Below are 24,007 nucleotides of genomic sequence, written 5' to 3'. Positions count from 1 at the left end.
GTTGGGAGGCTTTGCAATGAAATTTTCGAAAAAAGCGGTATTTATTGTCATGTTGGTGGGAGTTCTCTTACTTACTCCTTACCTAGGCTATAAATACTATGTGAATAAATATGTTGATCCATACTCTACTTTTTTGTTAAAGAGAAAGATAGTGGACTACAAATATATCGAGGATGGGAAAGCTTTGGCGATTAAGTGGGACTATGATAATCCATTGGACTATTGGCTTGCATCACAATCTACCTATGTTTATTGGGTTAGTCCCGTTGCCAGCCAAAATAAGATTGTTCAGGAATACAAAAGATTGGCGATATCGTCTATGTATCGAAATGAGCCTATTGATGATGAATATTGGAAGATTGCTGTCTATGATATAAAGACGAAGGGCTTCCCTTCAAAAGACTACGATATTTTTAAAATGACTCGAGATTATGATTCAGACTATATTCCTACAGGAATTACTTCTAGTATCTATATTAGTGATGGTCGAGAATTGTTAGACATTCATTTAAAAAATGCTAAAGATGGTTCTCTTGTGAATAAATCTATTGATTTGGATGAGGGGAAGATTGTGGAATTAGGTAAGGGGCAAGATTATATAAAATATTCTGATGAGACAAGTTTTTCTTCTTTACTGCCGGAGTCTGAAAACTATTTTATGTATAATTGGAAAATCGGAATCTCAAAAGAAGGAAAACTAGCTAAAGATGCCCTTATCCGTCAAAAGTACCCTGAAGCCGCAAAACTTTTAGAAGATAATAATGGGTCAATTGTGGTCTTAGCTGATAAGCCAAGTATTGAAAACAATATGCCAATTTACCAGCTCTTGTATAAGGAAGGAACGAATTTATTTGAAAATGTGAAAATTCCTGCGGAAAACTCAGTAGATGGACAGGAGCATATTGTCAATAGTCAGGAAGAGTTTATTACATACTATCGTAATAAGGAAAAAGGGGATCCTAAGGCGAGAATGTAAACTCTATCTAGCAATATTTTAACTAAGAAGAGAAGGGAAGTTTTGTAATGATTAGTTTAGAGCTGTTGTCTGAAGAAAATAGTCTAGATGTCTATTTTTTTGAAACAGAAAATCGAGAGTATTTTGAGCGAAATTTACCTCCTAGACCAGCTAACTATTTTGATTTAGAAGGTTTTAAAGAAATTACAAGGGAATTGTTAACGGAACAAAGGAATCGTGATGTCTATATGCATCTTATTAGAGATTCGCAAGGCGTTATGGTCGGAAGAATCAATTTAAGTGTCTTAGAGGGTAATCGAAAAACAGCAGAGCTTGGGTATAGGATTGGGGAAAATGTTACCAATTTAGGCTATGCTAGCGAAGCGGTTAAGCTCGTTTTAGACAAGGCCTTCACAACTTATGGTTTCAATAGAATCATTGCAGAAACGGCAAGGGATAATCTGGCTTCTCAGAGAGTACTTTTAAAAAATGGTTTCACCTTTAGTAGAATGATAGAAAATGACTTATACATTCATAATGAGTGGGTTCATACAGCAGTATTTGAGATAAGGAGGCCATAATATCATTATTTCCAGTCCACTGACAAGGTTAATGGAGTCATCAATCTTTACGGACATTCAAGAATGTTTTCTTGGATGTCTTTTTTGTTCAGAATAGATAAGTGGTGCTGTTTAAACTTGATTTTCCCAGTAGACAATTGTTCACTTTTTTTATATAATAAAACTAAACCGAATTGGTTGAATTTTAGAGATGTAAGCTCAACCGTCGATTTGTTTTTCTAAGGGAGATATTCTCAATAAAGCATCGCACTAGGGGGTGAATCATGTACCAACCAGAAAAACTCAAGGCTCGGAGAAAAGAGCTAAAACTGACACAAAAAGAGATTGCAGAGGAATTAGGGATTAGTTTTCAGGCTTACTCGGCTTGGGAACGTGGAATTAAGGAACCATCCAAGGAGAAGGTTGCCCAGCTAGAAAATATTTTAAAGGTGGCAAAGGGATATTTCACTCAGATCGAGATTGTTCGCCTTTATAATAGCTTATCTAACCAAGGGAAGGAAAAGGTTGTTCTTTATGCTCGCAACCTAGCTCAAGAGGAACAAGCCCAGAAGGTTGCGGATATGTCAAAACGACTCTACGAATATCGTGTCTATGAACGCATGTCAGCAGGGATCGGGGCATCAGTCTACGGTGACCAGAATTTTGATACGGTTTACTTTAATGAGGAACTAGCCCATGATTTTGCATCTTGGGTATCTGGGGACTCTATGGAACCTAAATATCAAAATGGTTCAGTGGCTTTGATTCGAGAGACTGGATTTGATTATGATGGGGCGGTTTATGCAGTGGTTTGCAACAACCAGACCTATATCAAACGGGTTTATCGGGAGGAAGATGGCTTGCGTCTGGTCTCTATCAATCCTAAATACAAGGACATTTTCATTTCCTATGAGGAAGATCCTCGTATTGTAGGGATTATAGTTGGGAACTTTGTGCCAATGGAGGGCTAGCCTATGGGCTACTTTGATTATTCCAGAGAGCCCAAAAGTGATATTGCCTTTGTCGATATGAAATCCTTTTATGCCAGTGTCGAGTGTGTGAAAAGGGGTTTGCATCCGCTGAAGACCTCGCTTTGTGTCATGAGTCGCGCGGATAATTCTACTGGTCTTATCTTAGCTTCCTCTCCCATGTTTAAGAAAATTTTTGGCAAGTCAAATGTTGGCCGGGCCTATGATCTGCCCTTTGATATCAAGACCCGCAAATTTTCCTACTATAATGCTCGAAAGCAAGGCTTGCCTACTGACTTAGACTATGTTCGCTACATCGAAGATTGGGCTCAAGTGACTTTGGTTGTGCCACCTAGGATGGATGAATACATAGCGGTCAATATGGAAATCCAGCGAATCTTTCAAAACTATGGTAGTCCAGATGATATTTATCCCTACTCTATCGATGAGGGCTTTATCGATCTGACTAGTTCGCTCAACTATTTCATCCCAGACAAGAGTATCTCTCGCAAAGACAAGCTAGATCTGCTTTCTGCTCGTATCCAGAGGGATATTTGGAGGCAGACAGGGATCTACTCTACGGTGGGTATGTCCAATGCCAATCCCTTACTGGCCAAGTTGGCTCTGGATAATGAGGCCAAGCACACTCCGACCATGAGGGCCAACTGGTCTTACCAGGATGTGGAAGAGAAGGTCTGGGCTATTCCCAAGATGACGGACTTTTGGGGGATTGGCAGGCGGATGGAGAAACGCTTGCATGCTCTGGGGATTTTTTCCATCAGAGAATTGGCCACCAGTAATCCAGACCAGCTACAGAAAGCTCTGGGTCAGGCTGGCCTGCGTTTGTGGTTTCATGCTAACGGGATTGATGAGAGCAATGTTCACAGGCCCTATAAAGCCAAGTCCAAAGGGTTAGGAAATTCTCAAATCTTGCCGAGAGACTACGTAAAGCTACGGGATATTGAAATTATTCTCCGAGAAATGGCGGAGCAGGTGGCTATTAGACTGAGAAGGGCTGGCAAGAAAACAACCCTTGTCTCTATCTATGTTGGTTTCTCTAAACAGGAGGTCAGGTCGTCTATTCACACACAAATGAAGGTCGAACCGACTAATAATACTGCTGTTTTAACAGACCACGTTTTGAAGCTATTTCATAATAAATACACTTCTGGAGCGGTCAGAAGTGTCGGAGTCAACTATTCAGGATTTGTGGACGAGTCCTTTGGCTTAATCTCCCTCTTTGATGATGTTGACAAGTTAGAAAAAGAAGAAAGGCTCCAGACGGCCATTGACTCCATTCGGGAACAATTTGGTTTTACCTCCCTCTTAAAGGCCAATGCACTGGAAGAAGCCTCTAGGAGTCTTGCCAGAAGCAAGCTGATTGGGGGGCATTCTGCTGGAGGATTAGATGGACTAAAATGATTGATCGTTCTTATTTACCTTTTCAATCTGCGCGTGACTATCAAGATCCAGGGATGCAGAAGTGGATGGGCTTTTTCCTCTCAGAGCATACTAGTTCACTCGGTGAAGAAAGAAATCGGGTTGCTTTTTCGACAGATTTGAATTCCGTTGAGAAGCTACTCTTGCTTTCGCAGCTGTATGTCGGGCAACTAAAGGGATACTTTGTGGTCAAGGAAAAGAAGCAGAAAACCACGATCATCGGCGAGGTGAGTGAATTATCACCTCAAACTCTATCTATTAGGACCAATGAGGGCTATAGGCTGGTAGAGGTAGAAGATGTCCTCGAAATTCGACTGTTGGAGGAGGGAGTGTATGACTAGAAAAGAGTTGTATGAAAACAAACTGCAGATGGATTATTTTTCAGAAGCCTATATTCGTTTTGAAGAGGATTTTCAAAAATACTCTGCTATGAATGTGCCTTTGACTTTTTTGATCGATGATATCCTACGCACCATGGCGATGAATCAGAAGAACTACTTTGTCTTAAACAAGGAAAATGCCAAGGATGGGCGGGAGCATCGCTTTTATTTTAGGGTGGTGACGGAAAAAGAGTGTCCCAGAAATCGAACCTATGCATATGCTGGACTCAAAAATAGTAGTCAGTGACTAGGTGTGGAAGAGGAAAGTTTGATTTAGGAAAGATGGCTGGTGAGCGTCAGAAAATCTCATGGTATTGGAATTCGAAACACCATCTTTTATCTGTGGAGTTCTTGCAGAAACTTATGATGGTAGTTCTGATGAGATAAGACAAGAGGGACTCTCTTTTTTGGATGAGCGTTTATTTGAAAACGTGGTTGGATTTGAGAACAGCTATTCTCAATGATCATCTTATTTTATAGAGTCATACCAAAACATCCATGTATATTTGTGGATGTTTTTTAATTTTACAGATAGAAAAAGAGAAGACCAAATGGTCTTCTCAACGGGGGAACTGAATCATTAGAAAGAATCAATCAAAGAGGGTTATTAGTCTTTGAAATTCTTTTGGAAGATGAGGAGAGACAAGATAGAAGTAATGGCTGCCAAGAAGAGGAAGGCACTTGCTTCTTGTTCCCCAGTTGCAGGGAGTAGTCTTTCCTTGTCTTCTTTGACTGTAGCTGTAACAGGAGCTTTTTCATCTTTTGATGATGAATTATCTGTTACGGCTGGCGCAGGTTTTTCAGTCTCTCTTGGGACAACATACTCAGGAAGAGTCACAACTGGTGGCGCTTCTGTTCCAACTGAGCTTTGTTTGCTACCTACCTCAATCACTCGATCTTGAGCTGGAGTTGCTTCTGTTTGGAGAACCTTGCGATTGTCACCGTCCACTTCAACATACTCGACTAAGAGACCGTCTTTCCCTTCTGATAGAACTTGCACTTTTCCTTTGTCTAATTGTGGGGTTTCGCGACGAATCGTCTTGAACGGTACGACCTTATTGACGATTTCTAAGCTTGGAAGTGTAAAGACAAGGTCTTTAACCCCTTCCTCAGGACTTGAAGAAGTAATTGGTTTCTCAGGTTGAGCTGGTAGAGGGTGCTCAGGAAGGGTCACAACAGGTGGTGCATCTGTTCCTACTGAACTTTGTTTAGTGCCCACCTCAATCACTCGCTCTTGAGCTGGGGTTGTTTCCGTTTTGACAATCTTGCGATTGTCACCGTCTACTTCAACATACTCGACTAGGATACCGTCCTTACCTTCTGATAGAACCTGCTCTTTCCCTTTGCCTAATTGGGCATTTTCGCGACGGATAGTCTTGAATGGCACGGCCTTATTGACAATTTCCAAACTTGGAAGTGTAAAGACAAGGTTCTTAACTCCTTCCTCAGGAGATGAAGAAGTAATCGGTTTTTCCGGTTGTGCTGGTTTTTCCGGTTGCGCCGGTTTCTCAGGCTGAGCAGGCTTTTCAGGTTGCGCTGGAGTTTCCGGTTGAGTCGGATTTTCAGGTTGCGCTGGGGTTTCCGGCTGAGCAGGCTTTTCAGGTTCAGCAGGTTTTTCAGGCTGAGCTGCTTGGAGCTTGCTGATTTGTTCGAGAGCAATTTTTAGCGCTTGATTGACTGCTTCCTGAGTTTTAGCTTCTTGGATTGCAGCAATGGCTTGGTCAGCAATTTCTAATAATTTCTTCTTAGCTTCCTTGTTGGATCCAAGCTCAGCGACTTTTTTCTCGATAGCTTTTGTCAAGCTGTCCATAGCCTTATCGTACTCAATTTCCGGTTGTTTTGGTTCGGCTGGTTGCTCAGGCTGGTCAGGTTTCTCAGGCTCTTCTGGCTGTTCCGGTTGCTCTGGACTAGGCTCCTCTTGGCCTCTTTGATAGTTCTCATCCTTGGATAGGATATCTTGTAGGGCACTGACTGTCAACATGACTTCTTGAACATCCACTGCATCAGCACTGAGTTGGTTTCTCAATTTTTCTAGATTTGCTTGGAAAGCTTGGCGTGCAGTAGCCGTATTTTTCAAGCCTGCTGGATCAAAATTGGACAGATCATCTTTCCATTTCGAGATAGACTGGATGATATCTGCTTTGCTGTAGAGTTCGCTGCCTTCGCCACGAGTGATAAATTGGTCTACCTGGATACCGATATTTTGAGACAAATCGTTTCGATCAGGATCTAGTTGAAGGGTGACTGCGTGCAAGTTTTCGTCCAGACCTTTTAGGCTAACCAGAGTTTGATTGCCTTGGCGTTGGGCTGCATGACCGCTAAAGTATTTCTTACCATCAATGGTTGAAGCATTTCCCATGCCATCTTGGTAAGGAACTTCTTTGCCGTCTAGAAAGACTTTGTAGATACCATGATTTGGATCGACATAGCCCTTGATATCAAGACCAGTACCGTAGAAGTAAGCTGTTACGGTTGTCTTTTTCTTTTGCTCATCAGTTAAGCGACCAAAGGAAGCCCAAGACTCTGTCTTTTGGTACTTATCTGCGGAATTGGTTTCATGGTGCCAGCCAGGACTGTAATCCAACTGACTAGCTTGGTCATCATAGCTTGTTTGATCCTTGATTAGCAATTCAGCTTTCATCACTTGGATGGTTGCATCGGTAGCAAAACCGAGCAGGGCACCGTCAGTGACAGAAGTGAGTTTGGCTTTGAAGTCAAAGACAGAGTCGGCTTGTTCTGTAAAGTCAATCGTTGGGATGGTCACAGTCTTTTCTGTTTCTCCATCTTTAAAGGTCACATCTTGAGTTGTATCTTGGTAAACTTTACCGTGAACCCCAGTTCCAGGTTCTGTGATAAAGCGAACAGTAGCAGTCCCCTTGCTTCCACCAACACGTTTAATCTTAACAGTGACTGGTTTTCCTTTTTCGACTTCGTAGTTAGTAGACTCGAGTTCAAACATTCCTTTACTATCATTGTTTAGGGTGTAGATTCCTTCTGTAGCAATTGGTTCGCCTGTCTTGTTTACAAGAGTAATAGTATGTTGGCCAGGTGCTAAATCGCCTGTCTCAAAGACTTTTTGGCTGCGTTTACGGCTAGCATTCTTAGTTTGGACATCGGCAACCTTTTGACCATCAACGTAGACGGACATTTCTCCATGACCTGGATCGACCGTAGAGACGACATAGGCCTTGGTTCCTGTGAAGGTATAGCTTACTTTGGCATCTTTTTGATTGGTCCACATAGAAGTGCCACGAACACCTTCAGATTCATTGTACCAAGTTGTTCCGGCTGTATCTGCCGTTGTGTTTGAGTGGTATTCAAGTCCAAGAGGGTAGCCATCAGTCTTTTCAATGCTGCTTGGTGTCTTGTAGACTGAGAAGTTGGTCAAGATTGGAGTTGCTTGAGCACCGGTGATGGTTACACGGATTTTTTGTGCTTCTACAGGCTTGCCTTGAACCAAGCGACGGTAACCAACGGTCGAACCTTCGCCGTATGTCACCCAACGTCCGTTGATTTCAACTTCAATCTTGAAACCAGAGATACGTTGACCTTTGGCGATGTCTTCCTTGAGTTCAACGACATCAAAACGTCTCTTTTGTCCTAAATCGACTGTAAAGCTACCGGTTGTGGCATCATTTGAGAGCGCCCAGCTGGTGTCATCTTTACCGTCTGTGAGGTGGCTTTCTTTGTAAAGGTGGTTTTGACGAGTCGAACTTGCTGTTACAGTGGCACCTTTGGCAAAGTCAGTGGCATACATTTGGTCTAGGGTTGCTTTGAACTCCTTCAAGCGAGCCACATCTGCATCTGCGAATTTTCCTTCTTTATTTGGTGGAATATTGAGAAGGAGTGGGGTTCCACGACCAACAGACTTGAAGTAGATGTCCATCAACTCTTTGAGTGATTTCGGCTGCTGATTGTCATGATAGAACCAGCCCGAACGGATCGAAACGTCAGCTTCCCCTACAGAATACATATCACCATCTGGGTCACCATGGTTGAGGTATTCGTTTTTAACATCGTCTGTGATGTTGGCCCTTTTGACTTTATGCCATACAGGGTCGCCTGCTATACCTCGTTCATTTCCGATCCAGCGAACGCTTGTCGGTTGAGCAGAGAAGATAGCAATATCTCCTTCAGCTTCTTTGATGTATTTGAACCATTCATCAAAGGTATAGGTTACTTTTTGGGCACCGCTACCACGTGCACCGTCCATCCAAACCTCGATAAATTTCCCTTTATTACCGTATTTCGGATTACCAAGGATTTCTTTCAGTTGGTTGAGATAGTATTGGTTGTATTCTTTTTCAGTTGCAACATGGTATTTAGGATGATTGGCATCCCATGGGGATAGGTAAACCCCCATATTCATGTCATACTTGCTAGCAGACTTGGAAACTTCTTCGAGAAGGTCACCCTTTCCATCTTTCCATGGACTAGCAGCTACGGTATGGTTGGTGTACTTAGATGGGTAAGCAACGAATCCGTCGTGGTGTTTAACAACCATAATGGTTCGTTTGAAGCCCGTTTCCTTCAGAGTGCGAATCCACTGGTCAGTATCCAAGTTGGTTGGATTGAAGTATCGAGGGTCTTCTTTCCCATTTCCCCATTCAGAATTGGTATAAGTGTTCATTCCGTAGTGGATGAAGGCTGCCAATTCTTCCTTGTGGTAATCGAGTTGAGCCTTGCTTGGAAGAGGTCCATGATTGCCAATCTCAGTTTCTTTATCTTCTGGATGAGCAACTGGAGGAGTCGGAGTTGTTGGATTGACTGTATCAGCGATTGGTTCGTATTCAAAGATGATTTCATTCACCCCTTTTTGCTGGATCCTCGCTTCCAAGCTAGCCTTAACTGGACGGTAGCCAGTAATGTCTTTTGCATGGAAGGTATTGACAAAGGAAACCTCATACTCTTGGCCTTCATTGTTATCAACTGTTGCTTCAGCTAGTTCAGTACTTGTTCCTTTTTGACGGTAGTAAACTTTAAAAGAGCCTTTGTTGACTTTATAGACCACCTTGATGACACGTGTACCGGCAGGCGCTTTGCTGACAACATTGTGATCTTCAGCCCATGTATCTTTTAGCTGTTTATTGACTGCTACGCCATCAATGGATACAATTTCGTACTTGTCTTTATTTTTTTGATAGAAGTCCGTTTTCTCGATTTCTTTTTTGAAATTGTAATCAAATGGAGCATCAACAGCTGTCTGTTCGATAAAGGTATCATTATCTTTGACAGGATTTCCTCCCTCGTCTTCGTGTTGGATAAGGACACGACCGTATTCAACTCCCTTGGTCAAGGTAGCAATCCCATCTTGGTTGAAGGAATATTCGTTGCTTCCGATAACAGCTGTTTCGTTCCGAAGCATACGCCCTTCATCAGTAAAGTAGTAACGATTTCCGTTGTCTCCCTGGTACCAGCCTTTCACACCATATTTGGCAATCATGTCCTTCACCCATTTCAGTTGTTCAGGTGAAAGGACGAGTCCGCCACCAAAGCGATCCTTTTCAGGAACACCATTGTCAACGGTTCCGTGTTGGTGAACACCGAGAACTTTTCCTTGGCTATCCACAATCCCACCACCAGACAAACCAGATACAGAAGTGGTTTGGTAGGTGATACCGGTCGTTCCCTTATCATCATAGGACTCAACAGATCGGATAGTTCCATCTGCCTTGTAAAGCTGACCAGCTAGGATAGGCTGTTTCAATTCTTTTGAGCTCGAGTCAGTTGGGTAGCCAATCGTACTGATAGCTTCTCCCGGCTGATGCGTCTTGTGCTCCGCTAAAGGCGCAAAGGTTGCTGCTTTGTTTGGACTAGCAATCGGAAGAGGAATAGGAGCTTCTACAAGAGCAAGGTCGTTCTTATAGCCTTTTCCAAACTCCTTCTTGTTCCAGAAATGGATGTCCTTTTCTCTGAATAAAACCGTCGTTCCAGAAGATGGCAGTGAGTTTTTCTTTTCGCTGTTTGAACCAACGTTATAGTAGAACTGGGCAGATTTTCCACCACGAATGTGACCTTCGCCAGTTTCTTTATTGGCTTCTAGGAAGTTATGAGCAACGGTAAGAATCAGGTTAGGGGCTACAAAGATACCAGATCCTGAAACGAGGTAGCGTTGCTCCCCTGCATTGTATGTGCTGTAAACCATAGTGGCAGCAGTAGCAGGTTGTCCCTCGTAGTCGATGTGTTTGAGGTCTTGTCCACCGTTAATAATAGCACGGTTTCCGTTTTCAGCTTCTTTTGGAGCTTCTTCCTTGTCCTTTATAATGCTCTTAGTTTCTACTCTTGGACTAGCTTTCTGGTCAACGATAGTAGTCGTATCGAGTTCTTTGACAGATGTGTCTGGATAAGCACGATCCTGAATTTCTTCAGGGAGCAAATCGGCACTGCTGGTATCGGCAGCAGGCGTTTCTTGTTTTTCAGCTTCTACACGGCCTTCTTCTTTGACTGGTTCAGCCTTAGTCTCTTCTATACCTGCGACTTGTTCAATTTGCTGATCTAAATTGGATGTCGTGATAGGAGACGTTTCGTCTGCACGCACGGTTCCAGAAGCAAAAAATGCCAGTCCGACGATGACAGAGGCCACACCTACAGTCAACTTTCGAATGCTAAATGTTTGCCCTTTTTCAAAAAGGTATCGATTCATAATATACTCCTAGTTTTTAGAAAGGCAGTCAGCTACTGCCCGAGCCCAAGTCTGACTTGGTTACAACTTGATTTAAGGAAAACAACTCTCTGATAATTTGTAAGCCACCTTACCTCCTTTGTATAAAGCGCTTTCATTTTAAGATAAAAAAATTTAATAGGCCATTTCTCCCTTAAAATGACTAAAAGTTTTTAATATAACAAATATACTAAATTAATGAAAGAATTGCAATAGCAAAAGGCAAAAAAATAAATATAAATTAAAGAAAATCAGTTACTTTTTAAAGAAAAAACGCATCCTTTCATGACTCAAACTAAATGAAAGGATACGTTTTAAAAAGAAATTAGAGTATTTTTTGGAGAGAATCTTGGATGGTTTGGGGGTCTGTTTTAGAAGAGAAGCGCTCAAGGACCTGCCCATCTCGACCAATGAGAAACTTAGCAAAATTCCATTCGATTCGTTTTCCTAGCGGGCCAGACTTCTGGTCTTTTAGCCAAACATAAAGAGGATCTGCCTCCTTGCCGTTGACCTTGATCTTGGCAAAGCGAGGGAAAGTGGTCTGATAGTGTAGGCTACAGAAACTATTGATTTCTTCTGCGCTGCCGGGTGCTTGTCCCATGAACTGATTGCAAGGGAAATCTAATATTTCGAAGCCCTGATCTTGATAGCGTTCATAGAGTTCTTGAAGTCCCTGGTACTGGGGCGTTAACCCACATCCAGTAGCAGTGTTGACAATCAAGAGAACCTTGCCACGATAGCCCTCTAGGGGAGTTGTTTGGTTATTTTGGTTTAAAACGGAAAAATCATATACACTGGTCATTTTTCTATATTCTCCTTATGCATTCCTGATTCAGAGTGTTTCATCTCGTGTTCCGATAAAAAGGCGTAGGTCATGGTTCCAAAGATGGCACCAATACCCAATCCCAACACTAGTAAAGGGAGCATTTTATCGAACTGGGAGAGATTGTCCCAAAAGGTATCGAGGGGAAGATGCTGAACAAAGAGTTTGTGAAAGATTAGTAAGAGGAAGAGACCAAGCTGAATGCTGATGAATACACCCCAACTACGAAGGTTGATTTGACTTTTGCTGTAGCTTTTGTGATGGATTTCGGACAGGTCATCCTTGTCTAAACGTAAGTCGCGAACTGCTAGTCTCGCCCTAGATGCGAGGACGAAGATAAGTCCAAAATAGAGGTAGGGCATGGCATCTCGAACCAACTCTATGAAGCGTCCAAATAGGAGATAGAACAAGAAGAGTAGGAGGGAGGAGTATACGATTTGGATCAAGGCACGGGCACAAGCCTTGTAAATCATCTCTTGACGGCATTCATCAAAAGGCTCTTGTATGTGAAAGAATAGTTTAAGTAAGCGAGTGGTGAGATCTTCTTTTTTCATGGGAGTAATCTCCTAAATGAGCGATTTTTGATTGACTTCTTTAAAGAGTTGATAGAGAGTATAGAAGTAAACCAAACTAAAAATGATACAGATTATTAGAAATACCAGGTATCTCCAATCCATAGGATTTGTTAAAAGTTGTGGAAAGGATACGAGGATAAAACAGAGAGATGCGTTTAGAAGACGTATTTTTTTTGATTGGATTTTCTGGGATCTCTGTCCCTTGTTCAATACAGGAAGGAATAAAAGAAAGAAAATCAAGAAAGGATGCTCAATATGTCCAGAAAGTAGGAAAAAGGTAACGAAGATACTGATAAAAACATGACTGATCAGTAGTCTAGCTAGTGATTTCATAAGGCACCTCCTAGTCGTCTTCTTGGTCTTTCTTTGCTTTTTGAATGCGAAGAGAGACGATAATTTGTATGGTAAATCCGAAGAAGAGGGTAGCTAGGATAGTTGATACAAAATGCCCTGTATTTAAAAGAGAACCAAGATAATCCTTGCTACCATCGGTTAGGACATTCAAAAGCGGTATTCCAAAGAACATGCCCATGCCATAGATTAGACCCGCTTTTAGACCAGGAAAATGTAGCTGTTTACTTTCTTTTTGACTCAGCATTTCGGGGTCAATAGCTGTGATGCCCGTTTTCTTGGTTTGAGAGACCACATAGAGGGCAGCCATCATCGAAATGCCAAACACCACGAGAGGATAGCCGATAGCGACAATTTGCGGGTATTTATAAGCAAGGACAAAGGGAATGAGGTTGCCAAATATCATGAGATAAAAGAGAACGATAAAGACCTGATTCCCGATACGATCGGCCTCGCGCCGTTTGTGTTCGTCAAGGGGGCCAGAAATGCCGTATGTGCGTTTGATGAGTTTGTCAGTGAGAGTTTCTTTTTTCATTTGTTTGCTCCTTTTTTAAAAATCGTCTTCCCAAAAGAGGCTATTGAGGTCAGTTTGGAGGCTGCGGGCGAGATTGAGACAGAGTTCCAGGGTTGGATTGTACTTGTCATTTTCAATCATGTTGATGGTCTGTCTCGAGACACCGATATCTTTGGCGAGCTCGAGCTGGGAAATGCCCAGTTCCTTGCGGAATTCTTTGACACGATTCATAGGGTCTCCTTTCTGATATGTCGCATATATTTGACTATATTATATTCTTTTGGAGATGAGTTGTCAAGTATATACGACATATTTTTGAGAATTTTTTTCGAAGAAACTTAGCCTTGTCTGACAAGTGCAAGCTGGTCAGATTTGTGGTAAAATAGATAAGATATGACAAAAGAATTTCATCATGTAACGGTCTTGCTTCATGAAACGATTGATATGCTTGACGTAAAACCTGACGGTATCTACGTTGATGCGACTTTGGGCGGAGCAGGCCATAGCGAATATTTATTAAGTAAATTGAGCGAAAAAGGGCATCTCTATGCCTTTGACCAGGACCAGAATGCTATTGACAATGCGCAAAAACGGTTGGCACCCTATATCGAAAAGGGGATGGTAACCTTTATCAAGGATAACTTCCGTCATTTGCAGGCACGTTTGCAGGAGGCTGGTGTCCAGGAAATTGATGGAATTTGTTATGACTTGGGAGTGTCCAGTCCTCAGCTAGATCAGCGTGAACGTGGCTTTTCTTATAAAAAGGATGCGCCACTGGATATGCGGATGAATCAGGAAGCTAGTCTGACGGCCTATGAGGTGGTCAATCATTATGACTATCATGACTTGGTTCGGATCTTTTTCAAATATGGCGAGGATAAGTTTTCTAAACAGATTGCCCGAAAGATTGAGCAAGCGCGTGAGGTGAAACCAATTGAGACAACGACGGAGTTGGCAGAGATTATCAAGTCGGCCAAGCCTGCCAAGGAGCTCAAGAAAAAGGGACACCCTGCCAAGCAGATTTTTCAGGCTATCCGAATCGAAGTCAATGATGAGCTGGGCGCTGCAGATGAATCTATCCAGCAGGCCATGGACATGCTGGCTTTGGATGGTAGAATCTCGGTCATTACCTTCCATTCTCTGGAAGACCGCTTGACCAAGCAATTATTCAAAGAAGCTTCAACAGTGGAAGTTCCCAAAGGCTTGCCCTTCATTCCAGATGACCTTAAGCCTAAGATGGAATTGGTATCCCGCAAGCCAATCTTGCCAAGTGCTGAAGAGCTAGAAGCCAACAATCGTTCGCATTCAGCCAAGTTGCGCGTGGCTAGAAAAATTTACAAGTAAGAGGAAAAACATGGCAGAAAGAATCGAAAAAACAAGCCAGTTATTGCAAACGAAGTTTAAAGGTTTTTCACGTGTGGAAAAGGCCTTCTATGTTTCGATTGCTGCAACAATGATTATCCTGGCAATTAGCGTTGTGTTTATGCAGACCAAGCTATTACAAGTTCAGAATGAATTGACCAAGGTCAATGCTCAAATCGAAGAAAAGAAAACAGAGCTAGACGATGCCAAGCAAGAGGTCAATGAATTGATTCGTTCAGAACGTTTGAAAGAGATTGCAAACTCCAAGGATTTGCAGCTGAATAACGAAAATATCCGAGCAGCGGAGTAAGAAATGAAACAGTGGAAAGAAAAAATCATCCGTTATGCCGTTCGTAACCGTAAATCTCCAGAAGAAAATCGTCGAAGAGTAGGGAAAAGCCTGAGTTTATTGGCTGTCATACTCTTCGCTGTCTTTTTGGTCAACTTTGCGGTCATTATCGGAACGGGTAAAAAATTTGGTAAGGACTTGGTTCAAGAAGCAAACAAGGTCCATCAAACAACCAAGACGATTCCTGCAAAACGGGGAACCATCTACGATCGTAATGGATCGCCTATTGCTGAGGATGCGACTTCGTATAATATCTATGCCGTTATTGACAAGACCTACAAGTCAGCAACAGGCAAAATTCTCTATGTAGAGGATTCTCAATTTAATAAGGTAGCTGAAATTTTCCATAAGTATCTGGATATGGAGGAGTCTTATGTCAAAGAACAGCTTTCTCAACCAGATCTAAAACAGGTATCCTTTGGGACCAAGGGGAATGGGATCACCTATGCCAATATGATGGCTATTAAAAATGACCTCAAAACTGCTGGTGTTGAGGGAGTTGACTTTACAACTAGCCCTAACCGCAGTTATCCCAATGGACAGTTTGCTTCTTCCTTTATCGGTTTGGCGCAACTCCATGAAAATGAGGATGGCACCAAACGTTTGATTGGGACATCTGGATTGGAGAGTTCTTTAAATAACATTCTGGCGGGTACAGATGGGATCATCACCTATGAGAAAGATCGTCTGGGAAATATTGTTCCGGGTACAGATCAAGCTTCTCAACAAACGGTAGATGGAAAGGATGTGTACACAACCCTTTCTAGTCCCTTGCAATCCTTTATGGAAACCCAGATGGATGCCTTTCAGGAAAAGGTAAAAGGCAAGTATATGACGGCTACCTTGGTTAGCGCTAAAACAGGGGAAATCCTGGCTACGACCCAACGGCCGACCTTTAACGCAGATACCAAGGATGGCATCACAAAAGACTTTGTCTGGCGTGATATCCTCTATCAAAGTAACTATGAGCCAGGATCGACCATGAAGGTGATGATGTTGGCCTCAGCCATTGATAACAATACCTTCCCTGGTGGCGAATACTTTAACAGTAGCGAATTGAAAATAGCAGATGCGACCATTCGAGACTGGGACGTCAATGAAGGATTGACCAGTGGTGGCACCATGACCTTCTCTCAAGGATTTGCCCACTCAAGTAATATCGGGATGACCTTGCTTGAGCAAAAGATGGGGGATACAACTTGGCTGGACTACCTTAACCGCTTTAAGTTTGGGGTGCCGACCCGTTTTGGTCTGGCAGATGAGTACACAGGTCAATTGCCTGCTGATAACATTGTCAATATCGCCATGAGTTCATTTGGACAAGGGATCTCTGTTACCCAGACCCAGATGCTTCGTGCTTTTACAGCTATTGCCAACGATGGGGTTATGTTGGAACCGAAATTTATCAGTGCCCTCTATGATCCAAATGACCAGTCTGTTCGTAAGTCTCAAAAGGAAATTGTCGGAAATCCTGTGTCAAAAGCAGCAGCATCCTCTACTCGGGAGCACATGGTCATGGTCGGAACAGATCCTGTCTACGGTACCATGTACAACCACAGTACAGGAAAGCCAAATGTCAATGTTCCGGGGCAAAATGTTGCTCTGAAATCAGGAACAGCTCAGATTGCCGATGAGAAGAATGGGGGCTACCTGACAGGTGAAACCAACTATATCTTCTCTGTTGTGTCAATGCATCCTGCAGAGAATCCTGACTTTATCCTCTATGTGACGGTGCAACAGCCAGAGCATTATTCGGGTGTTCAGCTTGGGGAGTTTGCCAACCCAATCCTTGAGCGAGCTTCTGCTATGAAAGAATCCCTCAATCTTCAGTCAACTGCCAAGAGCTTAGATCAGGTCAGCAAGACGACAAGCTATGCCATGCCAGCTACCAAGGACTTTACGCCGGGAGACCTAGCAGAGGAATTGCGTCGCAACCTTGTCCAACCAATCGTTATCGGAACAGGAACCAAGATCAAGGAACTCTCGGTTGCTGAAGGAGATAATTTGGAAGCCAATCAGCAGATCTTAATCCTGTCTGACAAGGTCGAAGAAATGCCTGATATGTACGGCTGGACAGATGAAAATGTGCAAACATTTGCCAAATGGCTGAATATAGAAGTCGAGTGGGAAGGTAGTGGCAAAACGGTCAAGAAACAAAGTGTCCGTGCCAATACAGCCCTCAAAGACATTAAAAAAATGAAAATAACTTTAGGAGATTAAGATGATTAGTTCCATTAGTGCTGGAGTTCTAGCCTTTCTATTGACCTTGATAGGTATTCCAGCCTTTATCCGATTTTATCGAAAAGCACAGATTACAGGTCAGCAGATGCACGAGGATGTCAAGCAACACCAAGCTAAAGCTGGAACTCCAACCATGGGAGGTCTTGTCTTCCTGATCGTTGCAGTTGTTGTGAGCTTCCTTGTCGCTCTCTTTACCCAACAATTGACCAACAATGTAGGCATGATTTTGTTTATCTTGGTTTTGTATGGTTTGGTAGGTTTTTTGGATGATTTCCTCAAGGTCTTTCGTAAGATTAACGAAGGCTTAAATCCCAAGCAAAAACTTGCTCTCCAGCTCCTTGGAGGAGTGATTTTCTACCTCTTTTATGAGCGTGGTGGCGACATGCTTTCGGTCTTTGGCTACCAAGTTCATCTAGGCATTTTCTATATTTTCTTTGCCCTTTTCTGGCTAGTTGGCTTTTCAAACGCAGTAAACTTGACAGACGGGATTGACGGCTTAGCAAGTATTTCCGTGGTGATTAGCTTATCGGCCTACGGTGTGATTGCTTATATGCAAAATCAACTGGATATCCTTCTTGTGATTCTTGCCATGATTGGTGGTTTGCTAGGTTTCTTCGTCTTTAACCACAAGCCTGCCAAGGTCTTCATGGGAGATGTGGGAAGTTTGGCTCTTGGTGGGATGCTGGCAGCAATCTCTATGGCCCTCCACCAAGAATGGACCCTTTTACTGATTGGGATTATCTATGTCTTTGAGACAAGCTCTGTTATGATGCAGGTTACCTACTTCAAACTTAGTGGTGGAAAACGTATTTTCCGTATGACACCTGTGCATCACCATTTCGAGCTTGGAGGATTCTCAGGCAAGGGCAATCCTTGGAGCGAGTGGAAGGTTGACTTCTTCTTTTGGGGAGTTGGGCTTCTAGCAAGTCTCTTGACCTTAGCCTTTTTATACCTACTGTAAAACTAACTTTTGATGACAAAATAAAACAGGATGAAGGTGATCTTCATCCTGTTTTTGTGTGTTTAAAGGTTAGTTGGAGTCATCCTTTCTCCCTTTTAACATAAAAGTGGCTGTAAGGGCTAGGCTGAGTCCTGCTAAGAAGAGGAGTGGGTTGGACACTTCTCCTGTTGCTGGAAGTTCTTCTTTAGGAGAATGATTTCCAGCTTTAGCAAGGCTCGGACTAGCTGGAAATTGTTCAGCCTCGTGTGCTGAGGTTTCTGCATCTGAAGTACTTGGTTTTTCCTCTGTGTTAGAGCTTGTTCCAGTTGCTTGATAGACGACAGCATAGGTACTGAAATGATTAGTGATGAATTCTACCTTTCCGTCTCGAACGGTGAAATCAAGGACTTGCAACTCCTTGGTTGGAGTGATGTAGTAGATGTTTTCTACGCTAGCTGAAACAGGCAAGCGAACTAAGACAGCGCCTTTTGGCTGTACGCTATGATCTGTTGGATTTTTAAGTTGTAGGTCGTAAGCGTCATAGGTCTTGCCAAAGAGTTCTTGAGCTAGGACACGTCGGCTAGAAACGTGAGAAATTCCTTCTAAGTCGCTGGCTCCACCGATGATTTCTACTCCAGTCTCCTTATCTTTTAAGACTTGAACTGGATAGTCAGGAAGGCTAAGGCTTGGAGCGGCCTGATCTCCGCTAGTTCCGATAGGTTTAGTGTATTCAGGTTTTTCAACAGTAGGAGTTTCCTCTTGACCTGCTGTTCCGATAGGTTTGGTGTATTCAGGCTTTTCTACAGTAGGGGACTCTTCTTGCCCTGCTGTTCCGATAGGTTCGGTGTATTCAGGCTTATCTACAGTAGGAGGCTCTTCTTGTCCTACGGTCCCAATAGGATCGGTGTATTCAGGCTTTTCTACAGTGGGTGGCACTTCTTGCCCTGCAGTCCCGATAGGTTTAGTGTATTCAGGAATTTCAACAGTAGGAGCTGGTTCCTCTCCCTTGCTTGTAGTTGGTTGCTTCTCATCAACTTTCTTTTCATCCTTTTTAGTAAAGACGGCTACGATAGGGCTGCTTGTGGTATTTCCTTGAATGGTATAAGCTTCAATGGCATTTCCAGCTTTGCGATTGGTTTCGTCAGGGATTGGGATTTGAACTTGATTGTCTTGGATTGATAGGATAGTCTGATCCCCACTGGTAACCAGATGCGTTTCATCCACCTTACGCAAAACTAGAGGATCTTTGACTCCTGGGAAGGTCACTGCGATGGCTTCCCAATCTCCAGCTGGTAGGCTTAAGGAAATGGTTTTGTCATTTTCCTTAAGAGGCGCAATGCTCGGGCTATCTATACCAACAGCAGGGGCTTTGATGATATCAAAGGAGTCTAGAGAGATTTTCTTGCGACCTTCTGGCGAATCTGGGTCAACTTGTAGTGTCAGGGTGTGCGGACCGTCAGTAAGGTTTGTAAATTCACCAATAAAAGCTCTCTTTTCAGTTGCACCTGAAGTGTAGAAGTCTAGACTTGGCATTTCTTTGCCATCTAGTGTAACACGTGCTCGTCCAAGAGCGAGGCTCTTCAAGCCAAAGATACGAATACCTGTCCCTGTAAAGGAAATAGTTGCCTGAGCTTCTGAAGATGCACTAGAGTCGCTGTTGTTAATATCAGCGTATTTTTCCGTACCTCCGTAGAGTTCAGGGTCAGACCAGTCCTTAAACTGGGAACCATACTGGATACGCGAATCACGATCATCCATTTTTTCAATCGTATTGCCTGTTCCTGCTAGGATCTTGAAGTAGTCTAATGAAATTTTCGAGCGCTCACTACCACGTCCTTTGTGCTCACGTTTAACACGAAGAGTCAATGTGTGAGGTCCGTCAGATAATCCTGTGAAGCGACCGATGAGACTACCTTTTTCAGTTGCTCCAGCAGTATGGAAGTCAAGCTCCCCGACCTCTTTGCCATCAATTTTAGCAGTGGCAAGACCTAATTCAGACGATTTCAGTCCATAGATTTCGATACCAACACCAGTGAAAGGAATGGTGGCAGTGAGGTCTTCGTCTGTGTAATCTCCTTTTGAAAGGTCAGCAAATTTCTCTGTTCCTCCAAATAATTCTGCGTCTGCCCAATTTCCAAAGGCAGCTCCGTACTGGATACGGCTATCTCGGTCGTCCATCAACTCGCTATAGGTTTCGACAGTGGCCTGTTCAGAAACTTGTGTGGCAAGCTCGCCCAGCATAGCCTTGACAGTATAGGTGTAGGCATGTTGAGGATTGAGTGACCGGTCAATAAAGTGGGTTTGATTAGTTACAAATTCTCTGGTCGCAGAGGTTTGGCCAGTTTCGTCTTTCACTTGTCTTTGGATGACATAGTGGGTAGCGCCTTCTACTTGGTTAAAGGTGAGTTCGGCAGTGACTCCATTTTGTCGAACTGCTGTTAGACTGGTTACACGACCAGGGAAGTGTTCAAAGGTAATGACGTCACCTTTTTGTGTTGCAAGCTGGATACGATTATCTTTAAGGATCGTTGCCTTGACTGGTTTGCCATTGACCTTGATTTGGCTGGCTTCGATATTTGGATAATCTACAACCAAATCTCCACCGACATTTGAAAGGAAGGACAAGCTTTGCAGATTTTTATCTTTCCACTTCATGCTGACTTCAAAGTTTCCTCGAGCAACCAAGCCAGAAACCTGACCGTCTTTCCAAGCATCAGGAAGGGCTGGCAATGGTGCAATATAGCCAGTATGAGATTGGAGGAGCATTTCTGCCATCCCACTTGTTGCCCCAAAGTTTCCGTCGATTTGGAAAGGCGCGTGGGTATCCCAAAGATTTTCTAGGGTTGAATACTTGAGCTGTTCAGCGAGCAAGCGATGGGCACGGTTACCGTCCAGCAGACGAGCCCAGAGATTGATTTTATTGGCCTTAGACCAACCAGTACCACCATCTCCACGGTGGTTCAAGGTAGCACGCGCAGCCTCTAGGTATTCAACTTGGTCCTTGCTAAAGAGCGTACCTGGGAAGAGACCAACTAGATGGGAAACGTGACGGTGGTGATTTTCAATCCCTTCATTAGTGAATTGGGGACTGTCCTCCTCGTACCATTCCTTGATGCGTCCTTCTTTATTGATGTGGAGGGGTTTGAGTTTGTCAAATTTAGCCTTAACCTCTGTAACTAAGTCTTGGTCGACATTCAGATGTCTAGCGACTTCCATGTAGTCGTGGAATAGCTGCCAGACTAGCGATTGGTCAAAGGTGTTTCCGATGGTGATGGTCCCGTGTTCTGGTGAGTAGGATGGTGAAGACACCCAACGGTCACTGGCCTTGTCATAGTGCAAGAAGGAGTTCCAGAACTTGGCAGTCTCCTTGAGCATTGGGTAAATCTTTTCTTTGAGATAGGTCTCATCCTTTGTGAACTTATAATAGTCATAGACGTTCTGCATCATCCAAGCATTAGCAGCTGGAGACCAACCCCAATAGTAATTCCAACCAGGCGTAGTCCAGCCAAATGGTGTCGCCTGGGTGTGGACCAGCCAACCATTTTCTTGGCCGTCTTTGGGTTCGATACCTGCGTATTCCTTAGCAGCGATACGTCCGTAGTAGCGCATGTCGTCAATGTAATTGATCATTGGCTTGGCAGTTTCAGCAAGGTTGCTCATGTAGGCTGGCCAATAGTTCATTTGCAAATTGACATTGAGGTGGTAGTCAGCGTTCCAAGGTGGATTGTCTACAGCATTCCAGACTCCTTGTAGGTTGGCAGGAAGGGCATCTGTCCGATCACGAGAAGAACTGATGAGTAAATAACGTCCGTATTGGAAGAAGAGTTCTTCCAATTTTTGCCCTTTTTCTGGGTTATAGCCTTGAAGGGCCTCTTTTGTCGTTTGAGCAGTCTTGCTTCCACCTAGGTTTAGTTTAACGCGGTTAAAGAGACTTTGATAGTCCTTGATATGGGCCTTTTTAAGTGTCTCGTAGTCTTTGGTCTTAGCTACTTCGACAATCCCTTTAACTGTTTTTTCGAGGTCAATGTCTTTTCGATAGTTGGTTTTTGGATTCTGAGCAAAGTTAGTCTTGGCACTGAGATAGAGGGTCGCATAACTTGCGCCTGTAACAGTCAGAGTTTCGTCCTGAACAGTCACCTTTCCGTCAGTTTTAATTCCTAGATAGGATGCAAATTTGAGGCCGTTATCTTTGACAGTTCCCTTTAGAAGGATTCCGTTTGCATCTGTAGTGACATGACCATTCTTATAGCTGGAATATTCCCAAGAGTAGTTGCCATTAGCAAGCAGGTCTTCTGTCAAGCTGTTCCAAAGGGTAAAGTCAAGTGTCTTGTTTCCTTTTTTGGTCAAGTGGGTCACAGTGACATCATCAGGATAGCTGGAGAAGGTTTCGCGTTTGAAGGTCGTCCCATCTTGGGTGTAAGAAGTGGTCGTAGTGGCTTCGGTGATGTCTAGATTACGATGATAATCAGTTACAGTATCTAGTCCTTTCTTCTGGTTATTAAAGACCATGAAGATATCTCCAAAGGCTAGGTAACGTCCATACTGGGCGTTGTTTGGTCCGACTAGATTTTGTTCAGCCAGTTGTTTGGCTTTTTGGCGGTCTCCATCTTCGAGAGCTTTACGAATCTCCGCCAAGACCTTGTAGCGATCCTTGTAGTTCCCTCCATTATAGTCGGTGCTATCGGGTTGGGGACCTCCAGACCAGAGGGTCTTTTCGTTGTACTGGATTCTTTCTTCGCCAATTAGACCAAATACCTTGGCTCCCATCTCTCCATTTCCGACAGGGAGGGCTTGCTTTTCCCATCCGTCATAGGAGGGAGCTGTTGGTTGATCGTAGTTGAGTTGATAGTTTTCTTGCTTTGTCACCGGCTGATCTGCTTTTTCAGGTTCCTTATTTTCTTTGGCTTCAACAATGGCTTCTTCACTAGCTTGACTATTTGTCTTTTGAGTCTCGTTAGCTGGCTTGCTTTCGGAAACTACTGGACTTTCGGCTAGAGACGGATTTGTAGTTTCAGTCGCTTCAGCTGCTTTGGGTTCACTATCAGGCTTAGTGATAGCTTCGACAGAGGTTGGTTCAGTTTGCTTGACCTCAACACTGTCTGCAGCTACAGTATGGTTGACTAGAAAAATAGCCCCCAGCAAAACAGAAGCAGTCCCAACCGTCAGCTTGCGGATGCTATAGCGACAGGATTTCTCCCAAAAGTGTTTTTTCATAAAACCCTCCTTTGTTTATTCGAAACCGCTTACATTTTATGAAGCAGTCCCGTTTAATTTGTTTCTATTTATCTCCTCACTTCCCATTCTAATGGTCGTTTAGCATTTGTCAAGAGCTTTTTAGCAAGATACATATTTGCTGTTGTTTTTTCTTAAAATAGTAGAAGAAAGAGAGGAAAGGGTGGAATTATTCGTAATTTCATAGTTCAATCTGATTATAAGACTAGTTTAGAATTGACTTAACCCCCTCTTGAAAGCGTAAAACAAACTAGTCAGGAAAGTCACTTTATGGTATAATATAGAAGACTCAAAAAGAAACAGGAGAAAAAGAATGGATTTACTTTTAGCAATTATCTTGATTGTGCTAGCTTTTCTAGGAGGAGCTCTTGGAGGTATGTACTTGGTGCGTAAGCAAATCGAAAAAGAATTTGCTGACAACCCACGTTTGAACGCTGAGGCAGTTCGTGCTCTTTTGAGCGCAAATGGTCAAAAACCAAGCGAAGCCAAGGTACAACAAGTTTACCACCAAATCATCCGCCAACAAAAAGCAGCCCTTGCTAACAATAAAAAGAAATAAATAGGAAAAGTCTGGGATGAAAGTTCCAGACTTCTCACTATGTTCAATAGTTCTCAAGGATAAGACTTTTTCCTTGCATTCTATTGATATTTGATTA

General features: G+C 43.2%; 19 protein-coding genes. 12 read left to right on the top strand and 7 right to left on the bottom strand.

Annotation, left to right across the window (positions count from 1 at the left end):
* The first annotated feature begins 16 nt into the window (after positions 1 to 16).
* The 7 genes from M1F65_RS08695 to M1F65_RS08665 all read left to right on the top strand — a co-directional run bounded on the left by M1F65_RS08695 (position 17) and on the right by M1F65_RS08665 (position 4,767).
* Complete coding sequence (locus M1F65_RS08695; protein WP_247925810.1) at positions 17 to 976, top strand: hypothetical protein; 960 nt, start codon at positions 17 to 19, stop codon at positions 974 to 976.
* A 47-nt stretch (positions 977 to 1,023) separates the two neighbouring features.
* Positions 1,024 to 1,536, top strand: coding sequence for a GNAT family N-acetyltransferase (locus M1F65_RS08690; protein WP_247925809.1), 513 nt, complete (start codon positions 1,024 to 1,026; stop codon positions 1,534 to 1,536).
* Between the two features lie 263 nt (positions 1,537 to 1,799).
* Positions 1,800 to 2,486: an XRE family transcriptional regulator gene (locus tag M1F65_RS08685; RefSeq protein WP_084944052.1), complete on the top strand. Its 687-nt coding sequence runs from the start codon at positions 1,800 to 1,802 to the stop codon at positions 2,484 to 2,486.
* 3 nt (positions 2,487 to 2,489) lie between these two features.
* Complete coding sequence (locus M1F65_RS08680; RefSeq protein WP_070697446.1) at positions 2,490 to 3,905, top strand: Y-family DNA polymerase; 1,416 nt, start codon at positions 2,490 to 2,492, stop codon at positions 3,903 to 3,905.
* Complete coding sequence (locus tag M1F65_RS08675) at positions 3,902 to 4,264, top strand: hypothetical protein (protein ID WP_049477802.1); 363 nt, start codon at positions 3,902 to 3,904, stop codon at positions 4,262 to 4,264. Before M1F65_RS08680 ends, M1F65_RS08675 begins: the two co-directional genes overlap by 4 nt.
* Complete coding sequence (locus M1F65_RS08670; protein ID WP_061418039.1) at positions 4,257 to 4,550, top strand: DUF5960 family protein; 294 nt, start codon at positions 4,257 to 4,259, stop codon at positions 4,548 to 4,550. Before M1F65_RS08675 ends, M1F65_RS08670 begins: the two co-directional genes overlap by 8 nt.
* Before the next feature lie 61 nt (positions 4,551 to 4,611).
* Positions 4,612 to 4,767, top strand: a complete 156-nt coding sequence (locus tag M1F65_RS08665) for a hypothetical protein (protein WP_049477804.1) — start codon at positions 4,612 to 4,614, stop codon at positions 4,765 to 4,767.
* Positions 4,768 to 4,910: 143 nt separating this feature from the next.
* Here M1F65_RS08665 and M1F65_RS08660 read toward each other — a convergent pair whose 3' ends face one another.
* From M1F65_RS08660 to M1F65_RS08635, 6 genes are all read right to left on the bottom strand, one after another.
* Positions 4,911 to 10,946 (bottom strand): alpha-L-fucosidase, encoded by a 6,036-nt coding sequence (locus M1F65_RS08660; protein ID WP_247925808.1) that lies wholly within the window; start codon positions 10,944 to 10,946, stop codon positions 4,911 to 4,913.
* Positions 10,947 to 11,289: 343 nt separating this feature from the next.
* A complete protein-coding gene (locus M1F65_RS08655; RefSeq protein WP_044020236.1) occupies positions 11,290 to 11,766 on the bottom strand; it encodes a glutathione peroxidase in 477 nt (158 codons plus the stop codon).
* Positions 11,763 to 12,341, bottom strand: a complete 579-nt coding sequence (locus tag M1F65_RS08650) for a DUF3278 domain-containing protein (protein WP_049478817.1) — start codon at positions 12,339 to 12,341, stop codon at positions 11,763 to 11,765. The genes M1F65_RS08655 and M1F65_RS08650 overlap by 4 nt, the downstream gene beginning before the upstream one ends.
* Positions 12,342 to 12,353: 12 nt before the next feature.
* The gene (locus M1F65_RS08645; protein ID WP_049478818.1) at positions 12,354 to 12,695 is read right to left on the bottom strand and encodes a hypothetical protein; all 342 of its coding nucleotides are present in this window, start codon (positions 12,693 to 12,695) and stop codon (positions 12,354 to 12,356) included.
* Between the two features lie 10 nt (positions 12,696 to 12,705).
* Positions 12,706 to 13,248, bottom strand: a complete 543-nt coding sequence (locus M1F65_RS08640; RefSeq protein ID WP_247925807.1) for a DUF3278 domain-containing protein — start codon at positions 13,246 to 13,248, stop codon at positions 12,706 to 12,708.
* A gap of 15 nt (positions 13,249 to 13,263) precedes the next feature.
* Positions 13,264 to 13,458, bottom strand: coding sequence for a helix-turn-helix transcriptional regulator (locus M1F65_RS08635; RefSeq protein WP_001082470.1), 195 nt, complete (start codon positions 13,456 to 13,458; stop codon positions 13,264 to 13,266).
* A gap of 162 nt (positions 13,459 to 13,620) precedes the next feature.
* Between M1F65_RS08635 and rsmH the strand changes: the two genes are divergently transcribed.
* From rsmH to mraY, 4 genes are read left to right on the top strand one after another with little or no spacing between them, the layout of a single operon-like run.
* Entirely contained in the window at positions 13,621 to 14,571 is a 951-nt protein-coding gene (rsmH, locus tag M1F65_RS08630) for a 16S rRNA (cytosine(1402)-N(4))-methyltransferase RsmH (RefSeq protein ID WP_247925806.1), read from the top strand.
* 10 nt (positions 14,572 to 14,581) lie between these two features.
* The gene (gene ftsL, locus M1F65_RS08625; RefSeq protein WP_000840795.1) at positions 14,582 to 14,899 is read left to right on the top strand and encodes a cell division protein FtsL; all 318 of its coding nucleotides are present in this window, start codon (positions 14,582 to 14,584) and stop codon (positions 14,897 to 14,899) included.
* Positions 14,900 to 14,902: 3 nt separating this feature from the next.
* The gene (gene pbp2x / locus M1F65_RS08620; protein ID WP_247925805.1) at positions 14,903 to 17,158 is read left to right on the top strand and encodes a penicillin-binding protein PBP2X; all 2,256 of its coding nucleotides are present in this window, start codon (positions 14,903 to 14,905) and stop codon (positions 17,156 to 17,158) included.
* A gap of 1 nt (position 17,159) precedes the next feature.
* Positions 17,160 to 18,140: a phospho-N-acetylmuramoyl-pentapeptide-transferase gene (gene mraY / locus M1F65_RS08615; RefSeq protein WP_000625795.1), complete on the top strand. Its 981-nt coding sequence runs from the start codon at positions 17,160 to 17,162 to the stop codon at positions 18,138 to 18,140.
* Between the two features lie 69 nt (positions 18,141 to 18,209).
* On the opposite strand, the gene M1F65_RS08610 is transcribed toward mraY, so the two are convergent.
* Complete coding sequence (locus M1F65_RS08610) at positions 18,210 to 23,333, bottom strand: SIALI-17 repeat-containing surface protein (protein ID WP_247925804.1); 5,124 nt, start codon at positions 23,331 to 23,333, stop codon at positions 18,210 to 18,212.
* 331 nt (positions 23,334 to 23,664) lie between these two features.
* Here M1F65_RS08610 and M1F65_RS08605 point away from each other — a divergent pair, with 331 nt between their 5' ends.
* Positions 23,665 to 23,910 (top strand): YneF family protein, encoded by a 246-nt coding sequence (locus M1F65_RS08605; protein ID WP_000364980.1) that lies wholly within the window; start codon positions 23,665 to 23,667, stop codon positions 23,908 to 23,910.
* The last annotated feature ends 97 nt before the right edge of the window (positions 23,911 to 24,007 follow it).

Source organism: Streptococcus oralis (genome assembly GCF_023109195.1).
Lineage (GTDB): Bacteria > Bacillota > Bacilli > Lactobacillales > Streptococcaceae > Streptococcus > Streptococcus oralis_BV.
The sequence above is the reverse complement of the archived record's forward strand: the minus strand, read 5'-3'. Positions and strand labels throughout refer to the sequence as shown.

Bases quoted from the DNA above. Each gene is read 5' to 3' on its own strand.
- M1F65_RS08675 (WP_049477802.1), top strand. From the start codon at position 3,902: ATGATTGATCGTTCTTATTTACCTTTTCAATCTGCGCGTGACTATCAA.
- M1F65_RS08645 (WP_049478818.1), bottom strand. From the start codon at position 12,695: ATGAAATCACTAGCTAGACTACTGATCAGTCATGTTTTTATCAGTATC.
- M1F65_RS08610 (WP_247925804.1), bottom strand. From the start codon at position 23,333: ATGAAAAAACACTTTTGGGAGAAATCCTGTCGCTATAGCATCCGCAAG.
- rsmH (WP_247925806.1), top strand. From the start codon at position 13,621: ATGACAAAAGAATTTCATCATGTAACGGTCTTGCTTCATGAAACGATT.
- M1F65_RS08635 (WP_001082470.1), bottom strand. From the start codon at position 13,458: ATGAATCGTGTCAAAGAATTCCGCAAGGAACTGGGCATTTCCCAGCTC.
- M1F65_RS08605 (WP_000364980.1), top strand. From the start codon at position 23,665: ATGGATTTACTTTTAGCAATTATCTTGATTGTGCTAGCTTTTCTAGGA.
- M1F65_RS08695 (WP_247925810.1), top strand. From the start codon at position 17: ATGAAATTTTCGAAAAAAGCGGTATTTATTGTCATGTTGGTGGGAGTT.
- M1F65_RS08690 (WP_247925809.1), top strand. From the start codon at position 1,024: ATGATTAGTTTAGAGCTGTTGTCTGAAGAAAATAGTCTAGATGTCTAT.
- M1F65_RS08670 (WP_061418039.1), top strand. From the start codon at position 4,257: ATGACTAGAAAAGAGTTGTATGAAAACAAACTGCAGATGGATTATTTT.
- pbp2x (WP_247925805.1), top strand. From the start codon at position 14,903: ATGAAACAGTGGAAAGAAAAAATCATCCGTTATGCCGTTCGTAACCGT.
- mraY (WP_000625795.1), top strand. From the start codon at position 17,160: ATGATTAGTTCCATTAGTGCTGGAGTTCTAGCCTTTCTATTGACCTTG.
- M1F65_RS08685 (WP_084944052.1), top strand. From the start codon at position 1,800: ATGTACCAACCAGAAAAACTCAAGGCTCGGAGAAAAGAGCTAAAACTG.
- M1F65_RS08660 (WP_247925808.1), bottom strand. From the start codon at position 10,946: ATGAATCGATACCTTTTTGAAAAAGGGCAAACATTTAGCATTCGAAAG.
- M1F65_RS08680 (WP_070697446.1), top strand. From the start codon at position 2,490: ATGGGCTACTTTGATTATTCCAGAGAGCCCAAAAGTGATATTGCCTTT.
- ftsL (WP_000840795.1), top strand. From the start codon at position 14,582: ATGGCAGAAAGAATCGAAAAAACAAGCCAGTTATTGCAAACGAAGTTT.
- M1F65_RS08640 (WP_247925807.1), bottom strand. From the start codon at position 13,248: ATGAAAAAAGAAACTCTCACTGACAAACTCATCAAACGCACATACGGC.
- M1F65_RS08650 (WP_049478817.1), bottom strand. From the start codon at position 12,341: ATGAAAAAAGAAGATCTCACCACTCGCTTACTTAAACTATTCTTTCAC.
- M1F65_RS08665 (WP_049477804.1), top strand. From the start codon at position 4,612: ATGGTATTGGAATTCGAAACACCATCTTTTATCTGTGGAGTTCTTGCA.
- M1F65_RS08655 (WP_044020236.1), bottom strand. From the start codon at position 11,766: ATGACCAGTGTATATGATTTTTCCGTTTTAAACCAAAATAACCAAACA.